Origin of the sequence: Skermania piniformis (genome assembly GCF_019285775.1) — a bacterium.
In the GTDB taxonomy this organism is placed as follows: Bacteria; Actinomycetota; Actinomycetes; order Mycobacteriales; family Mycobacteriaceae; genus Skermania; species Skermania pinensis.
Map to the genome: position 1 here is coordinate 1,243,287 of NZ_CP079105.1, position 22,252 is coordinate 1,265,538.

The 22,252-nt window shown below is 67.2% G+C and carries 20 protein-coding genes and 2 tRNA genes; 14 read left to right on the forward strand and 8 right to left on the reverse strand.

What is annotated here, in order from left to right:
• The first annotated feature begins 12 nt into the window (after positions 1-12).
• The gene (locus KV203_RS05770) at positions 13-678 is read left to right on the forward strand and encodes a DUF8010 domain-containing protein (RefSeq protein WP_083529963.1); all 666 of its coding nucleotides are present in this window, start codon (positions 13-15) and stop codon (positions 676-678) included.
• Here the strand turns inward: KV203_RS05770 and KV203_RS05775 are convergent.
• The 3 genes from KV203_RS05775 to KV203_RS05785 all read right to left on the reverse strand — a co-directional run bounded on the left by KV203_RS05775 (position 593) and on the right by KV203_RS05785 (position 5,465).
• A complete protein-coding gene (locus tag KV203_RS05775; protein ID WP_169797489.1) occupies positions 593-3,133 on the reverse strand; it encodes a sensor domain-containing protein in 2,541 nt (846 codons plus the stop codon). The two genes, KV203_RS05770 and KV203_RS05775, sit on opposite strands and share 86 nt — an antisense overlap.
• A gap of 300 nt (positions 3,134-3,433) precedes the next feature.
• The gene (locus KV203_RS05780) at positions 3,434-4,987 is read right to left on the reverse strand and encodes a glycoside hydrolase family 13 protein (protein ID WP_066469241.1); all 1,554 of its coding nucleotides are present in this window, start codon (positions 4,985-4,987) and stop codon (positions 3,434-3,436) included.
• 67 nt (positions 4,988-5,054) lie between these two features.
• Positions 5,055-5,465 (reverse strand): globin, encoded by a 411-nt coding sequence (locus tag KV203_RS05785; RefSeq protein ID WP_066469159.1) that lies wholly within the window; start codon positions 5,463-5,465, stop codon positions 5,055-5,057.
• A 181-nt stretch (positions 5,466-5,646) separates the two neighbouring features.
• Here KV203_RS05785 and KV203_RS05790 point away from each other — a divergent pair, with 181 nt between their 5' ends.
• The 8 genes from KV203_RS05790 to KV203_RS05825 all read left to right on the forward strand — a co-directional run bounded on the left by KV203_RS05790 (position 5,647) and on the right by KV203_RS05825 (position 13,001).
• Entirely contained in the window at positions 5,647-6,291 is a 645-nt protein-coding gene (locus tag KV203_RS05790; protein WP_083529962.1) for an HNH endonuclease, read from the forward strand.
• Between the two features lie 74 nt (positions 6,292-6,365).
• Positions 6,366-6,623, forward strand: a complete 258-nt coding sequence (ctaJ, locus tag KV203_RS05795; RefSeq protein WP_066469154.1) for an aa3-type cytochrome oxidase subunit CtaJ — start codon at positions 6,366-6,368, stop codon at positions 6,621-6,623.
• Positions 6,610-7,074: a DUF5130 domain-containing protein gene (locus KV203_RS05800; protein WP_066469152.1), complete on the forward strand. Its 465-nt coding sequence runs from the start codon at positions 6,610-6,612 to the stop codon at positions 7,072-7,074. The genes ctaJ and KV203_RS05800 overlap by 14 nt, the downstream gene beginning before the upstream one ends.
• 7 nt (positions 7,075-7,081) lie before the next feature.
• Positions 7,082-8,392 (forward strand): lipase family protein, encoded by a 1,311-nt coding sequence (locus KV203_RS05805; protein WP_083529952.1) that lies wholly within the window; start codon positions 7,082-7,084, stop codon positions 8,390-8,392.
• Entirely contained in the window at positions 8,382-9,017 is a 636-nt protein-coding gene (locus tag KV203_RS05810) for a lysozyme family protein (RefSeq protein WP_157079758.1), read from the forward strand. The genes KV203_RS05805 and KV203_RS05810 overlap by 11 nt, the downstream gene beginning before the upstream one ends.
• Before the next feature lie 423 nt (positions 9,018-9,440).
• Complete coding sequence (locus KV203_RS05815; protein WP_083529951.1) at positions 9,441-10,331, forward strand: NAD(P)-binding domain-containing protein; 891 nt, start codon at positions 9,441-9,443, stop codon at positions 10,329-10,331.
• Positions 10,331-11,614, forward strand: coding sequence for a glycosyltransferase family 2 protein (locus tag KV203_RS05820; protein ID WP_066469148.1), 1,284 nt, complete (start codon positions 10,331-10,333; stop codon positions 11,612-11,614). Before KV203_RS05815 ends, KV203_RS05820 begins: the two co-directional genes overlap by 1 nt.
• Before the next feature lie 4 nt (positions 11,615-11,618).
• The gene (locus KV203_RS05825; protein WP_066469147.1) at positions 11,619-13,001 is read left to right on the forward strand and encodes a right-handed parallel beta-helix repeat-containing protein; all 1,383 of its coding nucleotides are present in this window, start codon (positions 11,619-11,621) and stop codon (positions 12,999-13,001) included.
• 22 nt (positions 13,002-13,023) lie between these two features.
• Here the strand turns inward: KV203_RS05825 and pepN are convergent, their stop codons facing one another.
• Entirely contained in the window at positions 13,024-15,645 is a 2,622-nt protein-coding gene (gene pepN, locus KV203_RS05830; RefSeq protein WP_066469145.1) for an aminopeptidase N, read from the reverse strand.
• Between the two features lie 89 nt (positions 15,646-15,734).
• Between pepN and KV203_RS05835 the strand changes: the two genes are divergently transcribed.
• Positions 15,735-16,379, forward strand: a complete 645-nt coding sequence (locus KV203_RS05835) for a mycothiol-dependent nitroreductase Rv2466c family protein (RefSeq protein WP_066469239.1) — start codon at positions 15,735-15,737, stop codon at positions 16,377-16,379.
• A gap of 63 nt (positions 16,380-16,442) precedes the next feature.
• Here KV203_RS05835 and KV203_RS05840 read toward each other — a convergent pair whose 3' ends face one another.
• The gene (locus KV203_RS05840; RefSeq protein ID WP_066469143.1) at positions 16,443-17,393 is read right to left on the reverse strand and encodes a M48 family metallopeptidase; all 951 of its coding nucleotides are present in this window, start codon (positions 17,391-17,393) and stop codon (positions 16,443-16,445) included.
• Positions 17,394-17,433: 40 nt separating this feature from the next.
• Between KV203_RS05840 and KV203_RS05845 the strand changes: the two genes are divergently transcribed.
• Positions 17,434-17,901, forward strand: coding sequence for a ribose-5-phosphate isomerase (locus tag KV203_RS05845; RefSeq protein ID WP_066469142.1), 468 nt, complete (start codon positions 17,434-17,436; stop codon positions 17,899-17,901).
• 146 nt (positions 17,902-18,047) lie between these two features.
• Positions 18,048-18,878 carry a glycosyltransferase gene (locus tag KV203_RS05850; protein ID WP_083529950.1) on the forward strand — a complete coding sequence of 277 codons (831 nt, stop codon included), beginning with the start codon at positions 18,048-18,050 and terminating at the stop codon, positions 18,876-18,878.
• Here the strand turns inward: KV203_RS05850 and KV203_RS05855 are convergent.
• Together KV203_RS05855 and KV203_RS05860 are read right to left on the reverse strand one after the other, a co-directional pair.
• Positions 18,833-20,512, reverse strand: coding sequence for a SulP family inorganic anion transporter (locus KV203_RS05855; RefSeq protein ID WP_066469135.1), 1,680 nt, complete (start codon positions 20,510-20,512; stop codon positions 18,833-18,835). The two genes, KV203_RS05850 and KV203_RS05855, sit on opposite strands and share 46 nt — an antisense overlap.
• Before the next feature lie 200 nt (positions 20,513-20,712).
• Positions 20,713-20,783: transfer RNA gene (locus tag KV203_RS05860), tRNA-Gly, on the reverse strand.
• A gap of 194 nt (positions 20,784-20,977) precedes the next feature.
• Between KV203_RS05860 and KV203_RS05865 the strand changes: the two genes are divergently transcribed.
• Positions 20,978-21,054: transfer RNA gene (locus KV203_RS05865), tRNA-Pro, on the forward strand.
• A gap of 124 nt (positions 21,055-21,178) precedes the next feature.
• Here the strand turns inward: KV203_RS05865 and KV203_RS05870 are convergent.
• Complete coding sequence (locus KV203_RS05870) at positions 21,179-21,439, reverse strand: transporter suffix domain-containing protein (RefSeq protein ID WP_066469133.1); 261 nt, start codon at positions 21,437-21,439, stop codon at positions 21,179-21,181.
• A gap of 68 nt (positions 21,440-21,507) precedes the next feature.
• Between KV203_RS05870 and KV203_RS05875 the strand changes: the two genes are divergently transcribed.
• On the forward strand, positions 21,508-22,101 hold the full coding sequence (locus tag KV203_RS05875; RefSeq protein WP_083529949.1) for a TetR/AcrR family transcriptional regulator: 594 nt from the start codon (positions 21,508-21,510) through the stop codon (positions 22,099-22,101).
• Positions 22,102-22,252 lie beyond the last annotated feature (151 nt).

Sequence of the window (22,252 nt, forward strand, 5' to 3'; positions counted from 1 at the left end):
CAGCCGGCAGTGGTGACCGATCGTGGGCTGTGGATCGCCCACCGTGATGATCGGGCGGACCTGGCCGGCTTCGTCGCAGCGGCGTTGCGAATCGATGCAGCGGCGGTTATCCGGCTCCGCGCTCGCCCGGACGGCCGGGTCGCCGCGTGGGCCGGGACCGGTTTGGACGTACTCGCAACTCGGGCGGTGCGTGCTCGACTGCAGCCGGGTGACGTGACCGCGGCCGCTGCCACCCTGGCTGCGGGCCTGCGGGACGACCCGGGAGTCGGGCCCGGCGACGCGGTAGACCTGGGTTACCCGATGGAATCGGCCTGGCGCGGCGCTTTGCCGCCGGAGCGGGGATTCCGACCGATCGACGACATTCCGGCACGCATGGTGATCGAGCTGGCCGACCGCGGCGCCGGGGTGGTTCGTGGCCTGCCCGGCGGGCCTGGTCCGCCCACCGCCCTGCTGAATCAGCATGTGCTCTCGGTCACCGGCCCCGGCGGTGCCGCCGACATCCCGTTGCGCGTCGTGTTCGCACTGGTGGCGATGAGATTTCTGCCCCAGGCGGCCGAGGGCGTCGACCCGGCCGAACGGGTTCGGGTCCGGGTCACCGACGCGTGGTTGCGCCTGGACGCCCGATACGGAGCGGTGACTCGCCGCCGGGACGGTGGTCTGCCATTGCTGATCGGGTAGCTGCCGTCGCCGGCACCCACGCCGCCCGATTGCGTGACCTACTCCAGCGCAGGAGCTTGTCGAGATCGAGTGCCGGCTGCCACAGATAGCCCTGACCGAACTGCGTGCCGGCGCCGGCCACGGTCTGCGATTCGGCGGTGCGCTCGATGCCCTCGGCAATCACGTCCAGGTCCAGCGCCCGGGCCATCGCCAGCGCAGCGGTCAGCATCGCCGACAGCTGCGGCTGGTCCCGGGTGGTTGCCGCGACCACCACCGACCGGTCGATCTTGACCAAGCCCAGGTCGAGGTCGCGAAGCTGCGCCAGGCTGGACCAGCCGGTCCCGAAATCGTCCAACGCGACCCGCGCGCCGAGTTCGGTGAGCCGCTGTACGGCGCCCAGAATGTGTGGCTCGGGCACGACCTGCTCGTTGATCTCCAGCACCAGCCGTGCCGGGTCCAGTCCACTGCGGTCGAGTGCCGCCGCGATCTGCTCCGGCAGTTCCGGATCGGCCAGGTCGGCCGACGTCAGGTTCACCGAGACCCAGCCGAGATCCGGCTGGTCGGCGAAATCGGCGCAGGCCCGTTCCACCATCAGCATCGCCAGATCGGTGAGCAAGCCCAGCGCCTCCAGGTGCGGCAAGAACTCGGCCGGCGACAGCTCACCACCGTCCGGCGCCGGCATCCGGGCCAGTGCCTCGGCCCCGATCATCCGTTCCGAGTCGAGTGCGACGATCGGCTGATAGCGGACCAGCACCTCGCCCTGCCGAATCAGCGTACGGAGGTAGCCGGCCAGATCGGCGCGCTCGCGCTGGGACGCTCGTAGCTGGTTGGTATATCGCTCGATCCGGTTCCGCCCGAACCGCTTCGCCTGGTAGAGGGCGAGGTCGCCGTCGATCAGCAGTTGCGAGATGTCGTCGCTGTCCGCGGTCGACTCGACCAGGCCGATCGAGCAGGTGACGGTGAGCGTGATGTCGTGTGATATCACCGGTTCGGCCAGCGTGCGCCGAATCCGCTCCGCCCATTCGTCGGGCGGATCCGGCTGGTCGGCGAACGGTCGCAACAGGACGAACTCGTCGCTGCCCAGCCGGGCGACGAGGTCGTTCGGTCCGCTCTCGGCGCGCAGCCGGTCGGCGACCGTCCGCAGGACGGTGTCGCCCACCTGATGGCCGAGCGAGTCGTTGATGCGTTTGAATGCGTCCAGGTCGACCCAGAGCACCGCCAGATGTCGCCCGTCGAGCCGGCGCTCGGTCAGCACCTGCGCAGCCCGCTCGATGAACCCGCTGCGGCTCAGCAAACCGCTCAATTCGTCGTGGTCGGCACGCCACCGCAATCGTCGGTTCAGTTCGCGGATAGCCTGCTCACCGGCCCGACGTTCGGTGACATCGGTGTGCATGCCGACGATCCGACGCGCCCGGCCGTCCGCGTCGCGCTCGATCACCTGGCCGCGTGCCGACATCCAGCGCCAGGATCCGTCCTTGGTTTCCATCCGGTGCTCGAAGGCATAGTCCGGCCGGCGGCCCGCGACGCACAACCCGATCTGTTCGAGGCACGCCGACAGATCGTCCGGGTGCACCCGGTTCGTCCATTCGGCGGGGGTACCGCCGACCTCGACGGTGTCGTAGCCGAGCATCTCGGCCCAGCGGCGGGAGTAGAAGACTTCGCCGGTATCCAGATCCCAATCCCACAGTCCGTCCCCCGCACCGTCGATGGCGAACTGCCAGCGCGCTTCGCTGTGCTGCAACGCGGCCTCGGCCTTGCGGGTGTCGGTGACGTCACGGGAGATGCCGATGATGCCGATCACCGCACCTGCCGCATCCCGGTACGGCGCCTTGTTCGCCAGGTAGATGCGCGGCTCCCCGGCGACGACCGGATGTTCTTCGATCTCGGCCGGTCGCCCGCTGGCCATGATCCGGCGATCGTCGGCCATCGTGGACTCGGCGTGGTCCCCGGGCAAGATCTCGCGGTCGTCGCGGCCGATGATCTCGGTCGGCGGCCGCCCGATCAACGCGGCGTCGGCGGCGTTGACGAACAGGTAGCGACCCGCCTCATCCTTGACGAACACCCGGTCCGGTGCGGCGTCCATCACCGCGTTCAGCAGATCGTTGCGGTTGCGGATCGCCTCCTCCGCGGCCACCCGCGCGGTGATCTCGCGAGCCATCCCGAAGAACACCTTTCGGTCGTCGATCAGCTGGCAGGCCAGGTTCATCTCGACCGGGAACAGCGTGCCGTCTTTGCGGCGATAGCGGGTCCGGGTGAGAACCGAGTGACCGGGTTCGGTACCGGCGATGATCGCCATCGCTTCGGGCCGGCTGATCTCGGCTACGTCGGATATCTGCATACCGAGCAGTTCGGCCCGGGTGAACCCGGTTTTCCTGCAGGTAGCCCGATTGACGTCGGTGATCAGTCCGCGGTCGTCGTGCAGCACGAACGCATCCGTCGAATGTTCGATGAAGCGTCGGTAACCCGCTGCGTCCACCAATGGTTGCTCGATCGGAGCAGGGTCGGACGAATCCGGCATGGGCGGTCAGCCTCCACGGTGCATCACCAGCCAATCTCGAACGTCCCCGACCGGTTCCTACCAGAACATGGCACGACCCGCAGGACACCGCGGTCCGACTACACACTATCGTGACCGTGCTGCCCCAGCCCGGGTTCGTAGCCGAGTGGCCGGGCCGAACGGCGATATCCAGTGGGAGTTGCTCACCAGTAACCGCCTTCTCACCCAGGATAACCCGGAGTGTCGTGCGTCAGGTCGGTCGGCGGGCAGAACGAGCGCTCACACCAGCCATGCCGCCGCGTCCGGCGGGATGTACCCGGCGGTTATGGGACCGCTGCTCAGCAGGATTTCTCCTGGTGGCACCGGCACCGGCTCGGTGCCGGCGTTGAGGATGCAGGTCAGCCCGCCGGTCCGGCGAAAGGTCAGGGTGCCGGGTGGTCCGTCGTACCACTCCAGGCCACCGGAGCACTCCGGCCGGCGCCGCCGCAGATCGATGGCGGTGCGGTACAGCGACAGCATCGACGCGGTGTTGCTCAACTGATGCTCGACGGTGACGGCCGCCCACTGCGTCGGCATCGGCAACCACGGGGTACCGGTGGTGAAGCCGAACGGAGGCAACCGGCCCTCCCATGGCAGCGGTACTCGGCAACCGTCGCGGCCACGTTCGGTGTGCCCCGACCGCTCCCAGACCGGATCTTGCAGGACCTCGTCGGGCAGGTCGACATTGGGCAGGCCCAATTCGCCGCCGTTGTAGACGAACACGGCACCCGGCAGCGCCAGCTCGACCAGCGCCAGCGCCCCGGCGCGCGCCAGCCCCGTCGGACCGTCGCCGTACCGGGTGACTTCGCGTTCGACGTCGTGATTGGACAGCGTCCAGGTAGGGATGCCGCCGACCGGTGCCACGGCGGCCAGCGAGTTGGTGATCGCGGCCCGGAACTCGGCGGCGTCGTAGCCCGCCTCGGCGAGCCGGAAGTTGAACGCCAAGTGCAGTTCGTCGGGCCGTACGTACCGCCCGAACCGCTCGTTGTCGGCCACCCACACCTCGCCGATCGCGATTCGGCCCGGATATTCGTCGAGTACCCGGCGGATCGCCCGATGGATCTCGTGCACCCCGTCGTCGTCGAATCGGGGATCGGCGGCGTTGTGCCCGAGCAGCCGGTTGTCGGCGATCTGCATGTCGGTGAGCTCGGCCGGCTTCGCCATGCCGTGTGCCACGTCGATCCGGAACCCGTCGATGCCGCGGTCCAGCCAGAACCGCAGGGTGTGTTCCAGATCGGCCAGAACTTCCGGGTTCGCCCAGTTCAGGTCCGGTTGTTCCGGCGCAAAAAGGTGCAGGTACCACTGGCCGGGGGTGCCGTCCGGCTCGGTCACCCGGGTCCACGCCGGACCGCCGAACACACTGGGCCAGTTGGTCGGTGGTTGGTCGCCGGTCGGACCGCGGCCGTCCCGGAAGAGGTAACGAGCCCGTTCCGGACTTCCCGGCGGCGTTGTCAGCGCCGCCTGGAACCAGGGGTGCGCACAGCTCGTGTGGTTGGGTACCAGGTCCATCGTGACCCGGATGCCGCGGCCGTGCGCCTGGGCGATCAGTGCATCCATCGCGGCCAGATCGCCGAACAGCGGATCGATGTCACGCGGGTCGCTGACGTCGTATCCGCCGTCGGCCATCGGCGAGCGAGTAACCGGGCAGATCCAGAGGGCGTCCACGCCGACGAGCTCCAGGTAGCCGAGCCTGTCCCGGATTCCGTCCAGATCGCCGACTCCGTTGCCGTCCGAGTCGGCGAACGAGCGGGGATAGATCTGGTAGAAGACGGCATCGTGCCACCAGGCGGACATCTGCTGCTGCGGTTCGGCCACGCGGTCATGGTGCCAAATCACGGCACGCACCGCCGCGAGCGGACGTTCAGAACGGTGAGTTGACCAGCGACGCTGCGGCCATCTCGAAATAGCCGATCAGGCGCTTGCGGGCCTGGTCGTCGAGGGTGTCCCGATCGATCGCGTCGACCGCGACGTGCATGCACCGCAGCCAGGCGTCACGTTCGATCGGGGTGATCCGGAACGGCACGTGGCGCATCCGCAACCGCGGATGGCCGCGCTCGGTCGAGTAGGTGTGCGGGCCACCCCAGTACTGCTCGAGGAACATCCGCAACCGCCGTTCGGCGGGTCCGAGGTCCTGCTCGGGATAGAGCGGTCGCAGTATCTCGTCGGCGGCCACCTCTCGATAGAAGTGGGATACCAGACGTCGGAAAGTCTCGGCACCCCCCACCGCGTCGTAGAAGGTCTGTTCGGGTCGGCCCGCCTCGGTTTCGCTCATGACGGAACCATTCTGCTCCTGTGGACTCTGCTTGTTGCGGCGACTCTGCTCGGACGGGCGGCACCCCGGCGTTCGTTCGACCGACGTTCATCCGGATCGGCTGCGCGTTGCGGACCGATGCAGGTGCATCCTGGCGTTATCCGTGGTGGACTGGATCAACTCCTGGTACCGGAGGTCTGCGATGAAAAATCGGCCGAGCGCCAACGAGAAGCGCACGCACCGACAACTCGTGCCCACCGACGTCCGTAGTCGCGGGTCGGGGGCTCCTCCGTTACATGTCTGCCCGGGCAATGGCGGCGACGTGCCGGCCTGGGTGAAGCGCCGGGTGTTGCTGCTCAACGCCACCTACGAACCGCTCACCGCCTTACCGGTACGGCGAGCCGTCGTGCTCTTGGTCTGCGACAAGGCCGACGCGGTACACGCAGATCCGGATGGTCCGGTATTGCATTCGGCCGAATCGCAGGTATCTGTGCCGTCGGTGATCCGGCTCCGCACCTTCGTGCGGGTACCCTACCGGGCGCGGATCCCGATGACCCGGGCAGCCCTCATGCACCGGGACCGATTCCGGTGCGCGTACTGCGGCGGCAAGGCCGAGACGATCGATCACGTGGTTCCGCGTAGCCGGGGCGGCGAGCACTCCTGGGAGAACTGCGTCGCCAGCTGCGCGCCGTGCAACCATCGCAAGGCCGACCGGCTGCTGGGCGAGCTGGGTTGGACGTTGCGCGCAGCACTGGTTCCGCCGAGCGGGCCGCATTGGCGGCTGCTGGCCAGCACCACCGAACTGGATCCGACCTGGCTGCGATATCTCGGGGAGGGCGCTGCCTGACCCGGGCGGGAGAACCGGGTCGGTCCGGCTCGGTACGGTGTCCTCACCGGCCGGGATGCATTACCGTCTGGTAGGTGAGCATTCTCCAGACGATGCTGATCTTCGGCGGGATCCCGCTGTTGATCGTAGTTGTCCTCGCCGCGATGTCGATGCTGTTGAGCAGATCGACCATCGGGACGCACCCGCCTCGGTACCGGCTGGGTCAGCCCTGGACCCACCCCCCGGTGCTGTGGAGTGCGACCGATGAATCCACCACGCCGGGCCACGCCGCCCACCATGCCCTTACCTCGGGCGCTGATCTGATCGGAGACCGTGCTGATGGGAGCTGGTAGTAGCCGGCCGGCCGTGGATCCGGCGACCCTCCCGCCCGGATCGGTGATCACCGCCGGCGGTCGGGTGTCGGGCGTGCATCAGGTGGGCCAGGTGTTCGACGAGCTTCCGTTCACCGAGACGGAGCTGATCCAGCTGGACAATGCCCTGACCGACGCGATCCGGCAGACGCTGATCCGGTTCAACGTCTACATCGGCGACCTGGGCAACGACCCGGCAGCCGGCGCGGACGAGCTGTTCCCGCGGACGCCGGATCCCGCGCACTCGGTGCTGTTGGCGGTGTCGCCGAATCAGCGCCGGATCGAGGTGCGTACCGGCCGGGCGGTTGCCGATCGAGCGGACCATCGGGTGGCCCAGTTGGGCGTCACCGCTGCGACATCGGCCTTCAAGGACGGCGATCTCATCGACGGGTTGGTCTCGGCCGTTCGGGTGATGAGCTCGGCGATCGGCTGATCAGCAGGTGAGGGGGCCGCGGCGGCGACCCCTGCCCGCCGGGCAGGACCCGTTCTACGAACCGCCGATCGGTTTCGCTGCCGCTGCTCCCGGCACGGTGTTGCGGAGCCGATCGGTACGGATCGCGCTGCTCGCGGCGATCCCACAGCGAATCACGGCGTGGCAGCTGCTCTACCGTACGTGCGACCTGAGCGGGGTTCCGGACGCGACGGTGACCACCGTGGTGCTGCCCGGCGACGTCTCCGGGCCGGTTCCGCTGCTGGCGTATCAGTGTGCGATCGACGCGATCAGTTCGCGCTGTTTTCCGTCCTACGCGCTCCGGTACGGTGCCTTCGCGCCCGGCTCGGTACCGCAGGTGGAGTGGCCGATCATCGTGACTGCGCTGCGGCGCGGCTGGGTGGTCACGATCAGTGATCACGGCGGTCCCCGGGGAAGCTTCGGTGCCCCCCGGGAACCGGGCTACCGGGTGCTCGACGCGATCCGCGCCACGCTGGGGTTCGCCCCGGCCGGGCTGTCACCGGAGACGCCGACAGCGGCATGGGGCTACTCGGGCGGCGGCATGGCGACCTCGTGGGTCGCGGAGCTCGCGCCGTCGTACGCGCCGGAGATCGCTCTGGTCGGGGCGGTGCTGGGCTCGCCCGTGGGCGACCCGGGGGACATCTTCGCCCGGCTGAACGCGGGGCCGTTCGCCGGGCTCCCGTTGCTCGTGGTAACCGCACTGCGGCGGGTCTACCCCGAGCTGGACCGGTTGCTCCGGGCGCACTCCGAACCGGCTGGTATCGCCGCGATGGATCGGATCGAGACCTGCACCACGACCGAGGCTCTGGTCCGTTACCGCGGGGTCGATCTCACCGACTACCTGGACCGGCCGGTCGTCGAGCTGTTCGCGATTCCGCCGATACCGGCATTGTTCGACGAGCTGCGGCTGGGGGAGCGCGCCCCGGCCTGCCCACTGTTGGTGCAGCAAGCGGTGCGCGATGAGGTCATCGCAGTGGAGAATGTGGATGGACAGGTCGAGCGCTATCGCCGGGCCGGCGTGCACGTGGAGTACGTGCGGGTGCGCTTCGGCGGCCATATCAGCGAGATGTTCCTCGCGCCGTCGTCTGCGCTGGCCTGGCTGAGCGATCGGTATGCCGGCCGGCCGCTCGGACCCGGCGGGACCGGAGCGGTCGCGTCCTCCGGGTTGTCCGGCACCGGGATCAGGGGCGTGTTCGGTCTGGCTGCTGCTGCATTTCTGGCGTTGGTGGGGCGGCCGGCGGCGGGCCTGGTACCCGGCCCGTTCACCCGATTCATCGGACGGACCCGGCGTGCGGCGTAGCCCGGTGTGGCGGACCGTTCCGGTGGTCGGGGTGTTTCTGGCGATCGTGCTGGTGATCGTGGCGGTGCGGAGCGGCCACCAGGGCTCGGCCGGCGATCCGGACGGTGACCCGGTCGAGGCGTGCCCCGCCGGCGCCCGCTGCGGTACCGAGCAGGTGGCGGGGTTGGGTGCGCGCAAGCAAGAGATCCTCGCCGCCGGTGGGACGGTGTCCGATCTTGCCGTCGCCATGCTGGAGACAACGGCCATGCGGGCCGACCGCTACCCGCCGGGCGACGGCAAGACCGGCGACGCGGCGAACTTCGGGATCTTCAAGCAGAACTGGCTGATGCTTCGCTCGGCCTGCGACCGGTTTGCCGGTCAGGCGCGGGACGAGTACCGCAACGGCTCGGTGCTGAACGACGATCTCGCCGCGGACCTGGCCTGTCTGCACCAGAGCCGGCGGCATTACGGGATCGGCGACTGGTTTGCCGGGCAGCGGCACGGCGCCACCGGACTCCAGCACCCGGATACCGCCGACATCGTGGGCTACCGGGCGGCCGTCGGTTGGATCCGCACTCGGCTTCGTGCCGACCCGACGAGCACGGCCGACGACACCCGATATTGGGTGCACGTGCCGGCGATCTGAAAAGTGGCCGACAACCCCGGAAAGGTTGGCAATCACGATCCGGCAACCGATCGGTCGCGGGTGTGTGGGCGGTTTGGGTGGAGCCGAAGAATGCTCGAGCGGGGCGGCGTGGCGTGGCTGCCCCGGTCGCCGGGCGATCAGCCGGGTGGATGAGTAGGTAATCGGTCGATAAACATTCTTAGTGGAATTCAAGTCGGTTCGGGTAAACTCGGTAGAGGCGCTTTTGTGGCGGTGCCGGGTCTGGGGGAATGATGTATCAGCTCTGAGCAAGGACTGTGATTTATGCGCGACGTGAAGATTTCGGCCAAATCCGTTGTCGGGGGCGGCGGGGCGTCGAGCGTAGATTACTGATCGGCGGAGTTTGTTCGTGGAAAACCGAAGAATTTGTCGGGTCCAGCTCGCCGATCACGAAATTCCCTGCTCATGTCCCGGATAGTGGTCGTCGGCGCCGGGGTGGTCGGCACCGCGACCGGAATCGGATTCGCGGCGAGTGGGCACCAGGTCGAATATGTCGACGACAACCCGGAGCGGGTCGCCGAGCTACGCCGGGCCGGCCGCGAGGCAATGCTGCCCGATGTGCTGAGCCTGGCCGGGGTGGACGTGATCGTGGTCGCCGTGCCGACTCCGCTGGCCGCGGGCCGGTTCGACTACCGCCATCTGGACGCGGCATCATGCGTGATCGGTACGGCGCTGGCAGCGGTGGACTGCGCCGAGTATCCGATTGTGGTCTATCGATCGACCATGCTTCCGGGATCGACCGGCACACGGATGGTGCCGTTGCTGGAAAAGTGGTCCGGACACAGCGCCGGTATCGACTTCGGTGTCTGCTACAACCCCGAGTACCTGCGGGAACGCCGAGCGGTGGACGACTTCGGTGCGCCGCCGATGGTGCTGATCGGCACCGATCCACGTGATCGGTCCACCCGACGCGCAATAGCCGATCTCTATCAGGACTTTCCGGCCGAAATTATCACGACAACCTGGGAAGTCGCCGAGTTCCAGAAGTATGTTCACAACCTCGCCAACGCGACGAAGATCTCGTTCTTCAACGAGATGCGGATTGCCGGTGAGCGACTCGGCTTGCTCGAAGCGGAGATCGACCTGGCCTTCGCCGTGTCGGCGGTGAGCGCAGAGGGCCTACGGGAGCCGACGTATGGCACGGGAAATCGGGGACCCTACGCGGGGGCATGCCTGCCGAAGGACGTGGTCGCCGCTCTGTCCTACTTCCGGGCACTCGACATTCCGGTGGACCTGCTCGACGCGGTCGACGAGGTGAATCGTCGTGCAGCGCGGCGAAGACGGAGAATCGGTTGATGTCCGACTCGGCAAGTCTGATCCGGACGGCTTTCGGTTGTGCCGTGTTGGCGGCATTTTTCATGCCGTATCTGGAGGCATTTCTGGTCACCGTCGGAGAATGGTGGTACCACACATCTTTCCGGACCGCGCACGGAAAATACACCCGATTGGTGGTGCAGATCACCACGGTCGGTCGAGAGCGCGACCGGGTGGTCGAGATCATTTCCCGGATTCGCGCCTACCGGCTGCCGATCGATTATCAGATATGGGTGGTTCTGGAACCCGGTCACACCCGTGATTATCCCGGCGCGGACTTCGTTTTCGTGGTCCCGGAGGAATTTGCTTGCAGCGCGGTCGCAAAAGCTCGGGCGCAGGAATACAGCCGGTTGATGCGGGAACGTTGCGGGATGAGCTACGACCCCGGGCTGAAATTGTTGTTTCTCGACGATGACGTCGAACCCACTCGGGAATACATCATGCTGGGTTTCGCCGCGGATTACGACGTGTGCCAGGGGGTCACCGCGCCGCGCATCCACTACGGCCGGCGTGGGGTAAAGCACTTTCTGCTCAGCCACATGGACGACATGCGGTTTCTCGCGTGTCTGGTGTGGTGCTCGTTCACCCAGGGGGTGTTGCGGCGGCCGGTGTATGCCCACGGCGAAGGGCTTTTCATGACGGCGCGGGCGGAACGGACGGTCACCTGGAACTACCCGATCTACGCGTCGGAAGATCTGGTGGTCGGGCAGAATGCTGCCGCCTTGGGTCTCAGTTGGGGTTGGTTCCACGAATACATCGAGCTGACGAGTCCGTGGACCTGGACCGACTATCTCACCCAGCGACGACGGTGGCTCTGGGGCAACATTCATGCAGTTACCCACCGGGGTATTTTACCCGGTTGGGGTCGAGTATTCGTGGTGGCGCGGTATCTGCTCGGTGCGTTCACCTTCGCCTTCTCGTTGCTCGGCCTGTTCGCCATCCTGATGGGATGGCTGCACCTGGACGGCGTGCTGTTCGTCTATTGCTGGGGCGCCCTGGTGGCGTGGATCTTTTCCTTCGCGGTGACCGGCTGGGTGAGCAGTGGCCGACGTCCGCCGTCGGAGGCCGGATCACCGGCGTCGGTATTGGCCGAGCGGTTGTTCCAATCGATGGCTGCGGTGGTTTTGGCAGTGACCCTGATCACCCCGGCGTGGACCGTGCTCGCTTTGCTTCTGGGCTTGATCAAAGGTAATCCGCGGGGTTTCCAAACGATTGCCAAGACCGAGCAGACGGCCCGGGCCGCCGCGCTGCGGAACAGCGAGTAGCGCGATGGCACGGCATGGACGGGCGGAACCGAAGAACGGGCGGGGTTATCTGCTGATCGTGTTGGCGTGTGGCTTCGCCGGAACGGTGCTGATGTTCGGGGTGGCCCGCGAGCATACGACGCTCGATCGGGTGGCGGCGTCCGCGCGCGCCGCCTATGTGGTGGCACCGAACCCGATCGAAGCGGTTACCGCGGGCCTGGAGCCGACTGCGTCGATCGCCGAGCCTGGCGCGCCGTCGGACCGTATTCGGGCGATTCTGTTGGCTCCGAGGGAGATCCGCCTCCTGGTCGGGGGCCGGGAAGTGCGCCGCCTGCCGCTGGACCGCGAGCCGGACGGATTGCGTGCGATCGTCGATGCGATCGGCGATCGCGGCTGGATCAGTGAACTCGCGCCGGGCGAGTTCGAGCTGCGTGCGGCGTTGGTCCTCGATCCGGGCACCGAGCTCAACGTGGCACCGCCGGCGACCACCAACCTGCGCCTGGTCAACCTGCCCGGGGTGTTCCTGGGAGCGAACTCGGCCCGGCTCACCCTTGATCAGGTGCAAGTCCGAGCGGTCGAATCGGATGGGCTGGCCGCAGCCGAGAGCGACGGTTTCCGGCCCTTCGTGACCGCGATGAACGGTTCGGTGCTGGTCGCCAACCGGTCGATGTTCAGCAACTTGGGCTGGGATTGGAACGGCAGCTACGGAGTATCCTGGATGTCCGGCTCCACCGGGTCGTCGACGAACTCGACCTATGAGGCCAACTTCATCGGGGTGTACACCGATCACTCCGACGGTCTCCGGTTCTCCGGCGACGTGTTCCGGCTGAACCAGCTCTACGGGTTGGATCCGCACAGCTCCAGCAGCCGGCTGACCGTGGCGAATTGCATCGCCGTCCGTAACGGAGTGCACGGAATCATCTTGTCCGACAAAGTGACCGATAGTTCTATTCGGGGCTGCACGGTTTCCGACAACGGTGGCAACGGGATCATGCTCGATCAGGGCTCGATCGGTAACACACTCGTCGCGAACGTGATCCGGGACAACCGGGGAGATGGCGTCGTGCTGTCGGATGCGGCGGCGAACCAGGTGCGGGACAATCGGATCAGCGGCAACCGGGTGGGTATCCATCGCTATGCCGGTGGTACCGCCGGCGAGACGGTGGTCACCGGAAACGAACTCGACGACAATGCGATGTCGTGGCAGGGCGTCGAGCCGGACCCGAGTAACCAGGCCAGCTCCAACGGTGGGCAGTGGGACCTGCGCCGCGCCGCCGCTGTGCTGGTCGGGATCGTCGGGGTGGGCGCGGTCTGGGCGTCGGTGACGTGGCGGTTACGCCGGCAGCATCGGCCGACCAGGGTCGTCGCTGCGCACGTGCGGCGGCATTCGACCCGGGTCACCTGGTGACCCGGGCCGATGCTGCGGACGGTCAGCCGGCGTCGAAGGCGCGGGCCTGCAACGACCGGGCGACCCCGGCGCGGCCTTCGATGACCAGCCGGGCCAGGGCCGGCGGCCGCTCCTCGGCGAGGAACGCGTCTGCTTCGGCGACCGCGTCCTCGCTGATGTCCCACGAAGGGTAGAGGCCGACCACCACCGTTTGCGCGCCTTCGCTGGAGCGCCGCTCCCATACCTCGGGTACGGCCGCGAAGTAGCGGGATACGAACGGTGCCAACAGGTCTCCTTGCCCGATTGGGGCGAAGCCGGAGATGATCGCGCGCGCGGTGATATTCGAGACCGAATCGTCTTCCACCACCGTCGCCCAGGTCTGCTCTTTGACCGCAGCCTGCGGCCGGGCCGCGGCAGCCGCAGCGGCTTGCCGCCGTCCGGCCGCAGTATTGTCCCTGGCCGCCTCGGCGTCGATGAACGGCGTCTCGGGGCCGTCGGCATCGACCCGGCCCGCGGCCGCCAAGGCCCGGACCAGCTGCCAGCGCAGGTCGGCGTCCACCACCAGATCGGGCAGGCCGGCGGTTGCCGGATCCGAGTCGAGCAGTGCGCTCAGCACGTCCAGTTCGGCCTCGCCCGGGGCGCTGCCGATCAGCGCATTGACGAAGGCCAGCTGGTGATCGGAGCCCGGCTCGGCGCCGCGGGCCAACTCCAGCAGCCGCGCGGTGTAGGCGGGTCGGCCCTCGGTCTCGGCCCAGCTCGGGTCGGCGTAGCTGCTCAGTGCGGTCTGCGCCTGGAGCAGCAGCCGTTGCACCACGCTGATCTCGGTTTCCGCGCCGATGCCGCGCTGCACCAGCGCCACGAAGTCGCGCGCCCGGAACTCGGCTTGTCGGGTCATCTCCCAGGCGGCCGACCAGCACAGCGTCCGGGGCAGCGACTCGCCGATGTCGCCGATCCGGTCGATCAGCGTGGCCAGTGAGTCCGGGTCGAGCCGCACCGAGCAGTAGGTCAGATCGTCATCGTTGATCAGCACCAGATCGCCACGCTCGACGCCCACCAATTCCGGTACCTCGGTGCGTTCGGCGGCCTCGGTGTCGATCTCGACCCGCTTCGCGCGGACCAGTTTGTGTCCACCCGCCCCGGCGTTCTCGTCTCCCGTCGCTTCGCTCGCCCCGGCATAGATGCCGATCGCCAGCCGGTGTACCCGATACTCCCCGGCGCCCGGTTCGGCGCCGGACTGGAGCACGGCGAACGAGGTAAATCGGCCTTCGTCGTCCACCTCGAACTCCGGGCGCAGAACGTTCAATCCGGTGGTTCGCAGCCACTGCGCGCTCCAGTCGGACAGGTCTCGCCCGGACGACTGCTCCAACGCCCTCAGCAGGTCGCTGAAAGTGGCGTTGGCGTAGGCATGTTCGGCGAAATAGGCTCGTAGCCCGGCCAGAAACGGTTCGAGGCCGACATAGGCGACCAGCTGTTTGAGCACCGAGGCGCCCTTGGCGTAGGTGATGCCGTCGAAGTTCACTTCGACCGCGGCAAGATCGGGGATGTCCGCAGCGACCGGATGCGTGGACGGCAGCTGATCCTGCCGGTATGCCCACGACTTCTCCGCCGCGGCGAACGTGGTCCACGCGGTGACGTACTCGGTGGCCTCGGCCTGGCAGAGCACCGAAGCGAACGTGGCGAACGATTCGTTGAGCCACAGGTCGTCCCACCATTTCATGGTCACCAGGTCGCCGAACCACATGTGCGCCATCTCGTGCAGGACGGTCTCGGCGCGACGCTCGTACGCGGCTCGAGTGACCTTGGACCGAAAGACGTAGTCCTCCAGGAAGGTGACCGCGCCGGGATTCTCCATCGCCCCCGCGTTGAACTCCGGCACGAACGCCTGATCGTATTTGCCGAACGCGTACGGAACGCCGAAGTTCCGGTGATAGAACTCGAACCCCTGCTTGGTCTCGGCGAACAGCCGCTCTGCATCCATGTATTCGGCCAGTGAGGCGCGGCAGTAGATGCCGAGGGGGATCGTGCCGTGCTCGTCGGTGTAGCTGTCGGTCCACCGTGCGTAAGGCCCGGCGATCAGTGCCACCAGGTAGGTGCTCATCCGTGGAGTGGTGGCGAAGGTGAACCGGAGGGCTCCGGTATCGAGCGATACCCGTTCGGTTTCCGCACCGTTGGCGATGATCTGCCAGTCCGCCGGCGCGATAACCGCCAGGTCGAAGGTCGCCTTGAGATCGGGCTGATCGAAGCAGGCGAACACGCGCTTGGCATTCCCGGTCTCGAACTGGGTATAGAGATACACCGAGTCGTCGCTCGGGTCGACGAATCGGTGCAGGCCCTCCCCGGTGTGCATGTACGCGCACCGGGCCTCGACCACCAGTTCGTTCCGGTCGGCAAGTCCGGCCAACGGGATGCCGCTCGCTTCGGCGTAGCCGCTCACGTCGATCGGTTCGCCGTTCAAGGTCGCCGAGATCACCTCCGGCGCGACCAGGTCGACGAACGTGTCGGCGCCGGACGTGGCCCGGAAACCGATCGTGGTGCGAGAGCCGAAAGTTTTCTCGCCGGGTCCACCCGAGCCGTCGGTCAGGTCCAGCTCGATCCGGTAGGAGTCGACGTCGAGCACGGCGGCGCGCTCGACGGCTTGGTCTCGGGTCAGGTTCGGTGCAGCCACTGGCCGGTCCCTTTCGGTAAGGCGGATTTCCCCGAGTCGACTTTACTTGCGGCGGGAACGAATCCGTCTGGGTGGACGTTGCAGCCGATATGACCGACGACCATCCGAAAGACCGGGTCGACTTCTGGTTCGACCCCCTCTGTCCCTGGTGCTGGATCACCTCTCGCTGGATCCTCGAGGTACAGCAGGTCCGCGATATCGATGTGGCCTTTCACGTGATGAGCCTGGCCGTCCTCAACGAGGGTCGGGACCTACCGGACGGCTACCGCGCGATGTTGGCCGACGCGTGGGGTCCGGTACGGGTGGCGATTGCCGCTGCCCAGGCCGAGGGGGATCAGGTACTCGCCCCGCTTTACACCGCGATGGGTACCCGGATCCACAACCGCCGCGCCGAGTACGAGAAAGGCGACGATCGCGCGGCCATGCTTGGAGCTGTGATCACCGAGTCGCTCGCCGAGATCGGGCTTCCCGCGGAGCTGGCGGAGGCCGCGCACACCGATCGGTACGACGAGGCACTGCGGGCCAGTCATCACGCCGGGATGGACCCGGTAGGACCAGATGTCGGCACGCCGACCATCCACCTCAACGGCGTCGCCTTCTTCGGTCCGGTATTGTCCCGGATCCCGCGCGGCGAGCAGGCCGGGCAGGTGTGGGACGGCGCAATCGCCCTGGCCGCCTACCCGCACTTCTTCGAGCTCAAACGAACTCGTAACGAGGATCCGGTATTCGACTGACGCCGGTCGCCGGAACCGGTTCGAGAGGAGCGAGGAAGCCGCCCTGGCGATCGGTTCCCGAGGTCACGGCCGAGGCATCGGACCGGCTGTCGAAATCTGTTCCAGATCACGCGATTTCGGCGGAGGGATCAGTAATCGGCCGTGTTTTCGGCGGTCGCGTATCGCGTTGCTCCGCCAGGTCAGCACCGGATGCGAGGCGAGCGCGTTGGTCAGCCAGGGGAAGAATCCAGGTTCGGTACTCGCCCGATCGGCCAACTCGTCGAAGCGCACGGCGGTGTTGAGGTATTTGCCGGCGCCGAGCGTTTGCATCGCGCCGTCGGCTCCGGTGGAGCGGAACGCGTAGCCATGGTTGTCCGCGGTGTACTCCTGCGAGCGGCTCAACGCGGGGCCGAGGAACGGCAGGAAGGTCATCGCGAACGTACCGAGCTGGCGCCAGTAGGACGTGTGGCCGGCGGCGATGTGGCCTACTTCGTGGCCGATGATGAACGCCAGCGCGTCGGGTTGCCGAGACTCGCCGCCGACTTCGAACAGGTCGCTGTAAACCACCACGTACCGGCGGAATCCGTGCCCGGACGCGAACGCATTGATCTGCCCGTTGCCGAGCACCACGTAGGCGTCGGGCACTTTCGCCATGCCGAACCGGGCGGCGGCGTCGACCACGAGCTGGTAGGCATCCGGGAACTGGGTGGGCGACATCTTGATGCCGTCCACTCGGGGCGCCCCCCAGCCGCGGCCGCGGACGAACCAGATGAGCACCGGGGCCAGCACCATCAGCAGCACATACTCGTCGGCGTAGCCGGTGCTGAGCAGGCCGAAAGCCATGAGGTATCCCAGGACGGTCACCCCGATCACGGCGACCAGCAACGGAATCTCCCAGCGATGTCGGGCCGGTAGGCCGTGCGCGTCGAGGCTGCGTTGCAACACGTTGGTCGTCGGGAGGGTGAAGTCGTGGACCGGCGTCGAGCCGGGTATCCCGGTGGGATCCGGCGGGCGGGTCGGGTCGAACGGCTGCATGCGGCTCACTGTAGTGAGCGGGCCTGACAGAATGCGCTCCATGCGCGTATATCTGGGAGCCGACCACGCCGGGTTCGAGTTCAAGAACGTCATCGCCGAACACCTTCGAAACGCCGGGCACGAGGTGGTCGACTGCGGCGCTTATGCCTACGATCCGGTAGACGACTACCCGGCGTTCTGTCTGGACGCCGCGCAGCGCACCGTCGCCGACCCGGGCAGCTTGGGGATCGTGCTCGGCGGCAGCGGCAACGGTGAGCAGATTGCGGCGAACAAGGTACCCGGCGCGCGGTGCGCGTTGGCCTGGAGCGTGGAGACCGCCAAGCTCGCTCGTGAGCACAACGACGCGCAGCTGATCGGGATCGGTGGCCGGATGCATTCCGAGGAGGAGATGCTCGCCATCGTCGACGCGTTCGTCGCCGAACCGTGGTCGGGAGCGGAGCGCCATCAGCGCCGGATCGACATCCTCAGCACCTGGGAGCGCACCCACGTCCTACCACCGAAGGGCTGATCCGCCTGTCCTGCGAACGCAGGATAGGCTCCACCCACCCGGGCGTTATAGCTTCGTTGCCCGAACGGCTCCATGAATTCGCGGGATCTCGCGCGGGAAAGTCTCGATCCGTGGCGGATTGTCCGCCAGAGACGGATCGGTGGGAGATGAGCGCAGTTTCGAGCGAACCAGGTCGGCCGACGGTGTCGGTGGTCACCGTCACGCTGGACGATATGTACGGCCTGGAGCGCACCGCGATCAGCGTGTTGTCCCAGCTGGGTGATTTCGAGCTGGAGCACGTCGTGGTCGACCGGGCCGCCACCCCGGACACGGTCGAGATCTTGGAGGCGGTCGGCAGCTCCGCCCGGCTGATCGGGGTGGCCGACGCGGATCGGCACGATGCGATGGCCGAAGGGGTGCGGGCGGCGTCCGGGGACGTGCTGTGGTTCCTCGATTCGGGTAATGCATTCAGCTCGGCGTACGCGGTCGACTTTGCGCTGAACACGTTGACCGTGGATCGGCGGCTCGAGTGGGGTTACGGGATGTACCGGTCGATCGCGAGTAACGGTGAGCGGTCGGGTATTTCCGCGGGAACGGTGCCGGTCTCGCTCGTGGCTGCTGCGCTCGGGACGGCGCCGCCGCTGCAGTCGGCGTACTTCGGCGCCGACCTGGTGGCCGGCATCGGTGACCGGCACCGGAAGCGGCCGGCAGTGGCGGATCAGCTGTTCGTCCGGAGTGCCGCCTTGTCGGCCGAGCCGAAGCAGTCCCACCAGCTGCTCTGTGATCTCTGGTCCGGTCAGCCGGTTCTGGTCCGGTCGCCGTGGCAGCTGTGGGCGTTGCGGTCGGCCCGCCGGATCGGGACGCTGCCCGGGCCTCGTTCGATTGGCGGCCGGAGTTGCTGGGAACCGGTACGACCCGGGACTGAGCCGACGCTGGCGAGGTTTGGGCAGGGTCAGGTCAACCGGCGGCCGGATCGGCTGAGCACGAGCTTCTCGTAGAGTTCCGGCTCGGCGGCGCCGGTGATCTGTTTCGCCGCCGCACGGTCGTCCGGGTAGAGAGTGTCGTCGGGTTGCAGCAGGCCGAGCCGGCGTAGCCGGCGGACCGCGGCGGGATCGACCCGGCTGAAGGCGAGGCTCACCTGCTGCTCGGTGAGCCAAGCCCGTAACCGGCCGAACTGCTGGGCGGCCGTGACGTCGACGGTGTGGATACCGTCCATATCGATGACGAGATACCGAACCGGCCGACGTTCGTCGGCCACGGCGTCACGCACGCGCCGCTGGAACTCGGTCGAGTTGGCGAAGAACAGCGGCGAGCGCATCTGTACGACCAGCAGACCCGGGTCGATCATCTCGATGTCCCCGCTCGGTTGCTGCCGGCCGGCGGTGAAAAAGTCGATCGGCGGATTCGTTGCCGGCCGAATGAAGTTCGCCAACGCAAGGATGAACGAGACGAAGATTCCGGCCAGCGGCCCAACCAGCAGTGTCACGAGGAAGCACACCGCGGCCACCCCGAACTCGGCTCGGTCCAGCCGCCACAACTCGCGCAGGTCGCCGATGCCGAGCAGGGGAAGCACAGCGACGCCGACGATAGCGCCGATCGCCGGCGACGGGATCTCGGCCAGCAGCGATGTGCCGAACAGCAGCAGCAGAACGGTCCCGACGGCTAGCACCAGCGCCGGCAGCTGGGTGCGCGAACCCGACTGGTCCATCGCGGCGGTACGGCTGGTGGAGGCGCCGACGGCGAAGCTGCCCTGCACACCCGAGGCGAGGTTGGCGAGCCCGAAGGCCATCAGGTCGCGGTCGGCATCGACCGGGTAGCCGCGTTTTTCGGCGTAAGAGCGGGAGACGAGGACACCCTCGGCCATCGTCACCAGGGTGAGCGCGAGCGCCGACGGCACCAATGCCGACCACTGGGTAAGGGTCAGGTCGGGCACGGTGAAGGTGGGCAGCCCGGCGGGCACCGCGCCGAGCACGCTCACGCCATGCTCGTCGGCGTGGGTGGTCGCGACGACCACGGTCGCGCCCACCATGACCAACAGGGCCCAGGGCACCGCCGGTGCCCAGCGACGGCCGAGCAACAGGACGGCGACACTCACCGCCGAGATCGCGATGGACGGAAGGTCGGCGGTGCCGATCCGCGACACCAGACCGGTCAGTTTCTCGACGAACTCGCCGCCGGACCCGGTGTGTACGCCCAGCATTTTCGCCACTTGCGAGGTCAGGATGCCGAGCGCGAGGCCGCCGATGAAGCCGACCAGGATCGGGTGCGATAGCAGGTTGGCCAACGCGCCCAGCTTGAATACCGCTGCGAGCACGAAGAATCCGCCGGACAGGACCGCCTGAGCGAACGCCATTGCGACGTAGTTCGACTGGTCGACGATCGCCAGGCCGCCGAGCGACGAGGCGACCAACGCGGCCGTGGCGGCGTCCGGGGAGGCGACCACCTGACGCGAGGAGACCACCAAGGCGAAGATGATGGTCGGGACGACCAGTGCGTACAGCCCGGCCGTCGGCGGCAAACCGGCGATCTGGGCGTAGCCGATGTTGAGTGGGATCGCGATTGCGATCAAGGTCACCCCGGCGCTGAATTCGGTGAGGAGGTTCGTCCGGCTCAGTCCGGCAAGCGGGCGCATGCGATTCTCGCTTTCCTCGACTTCCCCAGAGTAGTGGTCCGCCGAGGACGCAATGGCGGCGCAAGCTACTCGGGCGATGCCGCCACCATTGCATCCTCGGCGTCCGGCCGAGCCGCTCGATACCTGAGGAAAGGAGGTTGGGCGGCACGGCCGACCTCACGCACGAGAGTCGTGGCTCGGCAGAGTGCTGCTGGAAAGAGAGCGGGTGACGGGAATCGAACCCGCACCATCAGCTTGGAAGGCTGAGGTTCTACCATTGAACTACACCCGCAGGCATCGACATCGACGGGATCGCCACGATGTCGGATGCGTTCCGACTCTACCGCAGCCACCGCAACGCTTTGCCGATAGGGTGAATTGCCCGGGGTGCCGCTTCCGTCTCGTGAGCGGAGGGGCGCAGATTCAATCCTCCGGGGAGGATGCGGTGGCAGGTATGTGCTACACGTCCGCTAAGATCTGTCGGCACGGGGTGTGGCGCAGCTTGGTAGCGCGTTCGCTTTGGGAGCGAAAGGTCCTCGGTTCGAATCCGGGTACCCCGACCACAACGTGCTTACTCGAACCAGCGACCGATCGGTCGCCGGGCACCAGCCCCCTGAATGGGCGTCGAGATCCCCGCCGCAACTCCGCGAGGCAGGCCTGCGGTGGCTGTGCCGTACCGTTCGGCGGTTACGACGCCGGGCGGCCCACGACCAGTATTCGCGCCAGCTCCCGTGGCGCGCGGCGGAGTCCGTTCGCCTTGACAGATTGCCAGGTGTCTTTGCCGGCCAAGGCCAATCCGCTCCAGAACATGATCTCGGCGACGACGACAGCGGCGGCAACGAGCCCCGCTCCGCTCGCCAGGGACACGCCGGCCAGCGGTGCGACGACCAGGGTCAGCCAAGGAATGAACGACAACAGGATCAGGGAGACTCCAACTCGGAGCAGCATCGGCGCGGGACCTTTCGGTTGATCTACAACGAACGTTGCATAACGTATGTTGTACTACAATAGGTGGCATGCCTCGCGTTGTCGACCATGATCGGCGTCGTGCCGATGTGACCTCTGCCGCAAGAACTCTCATTGCGCGGGAGGGGTTCGACGCGACGACGATTCGGCGGGTGGCGGCCGAGATCGGCAGTTCGACCACGGCGATAACGCACTACTTCGCCGACAAGGAAGCCATGCTCGTCGCGGTGATCCAGGACGCGTGGGATGCGCTCACGCCGCGAATTGCCGAGTTGGCCGATTCCAGTCCGGGTGGTTTGGCAACAGTGCGCATGTTGCTGTTGGCCGCGTTGCCCCTCGACGCGGACCGGGCCGCCGAGGCAAAAGTGTGGTTGGCGTTCTGGTCCGCAGCGACGACCAGGCCGGACCTTCGCCAGGTACAGCGAGACGGATACGCCGCCTTCCGGGCACTTCTCGAGAATGCGCTCGAACAGGCCCGGGAGCGCAATGAGATCGCGGCGAACTCGAGTGTCGCGATGTGCGCCGAGCAGCTGACGCTCTCCGTCGACGGCCTCCTGGTTCAGGCGACGCTGGAACCCGACCGGCTCCCGCCGCCTCGGCAGATCGCGATGGTCGATGACATGTTGAGCAGACTGCGTCGATAGGTGAGCGCGTGGTTGTCTGCCGCGACGGTGGACCGCCGCCGGAACGGTGTCGCACATTCGATAGCCTGGGCGGGTTACGTGGTTGGATCGTGCGTTACTCCGCAGCTCGAGAGGCTTACCTAGACCCGACCGCGCGAACCCCGTACCCCTC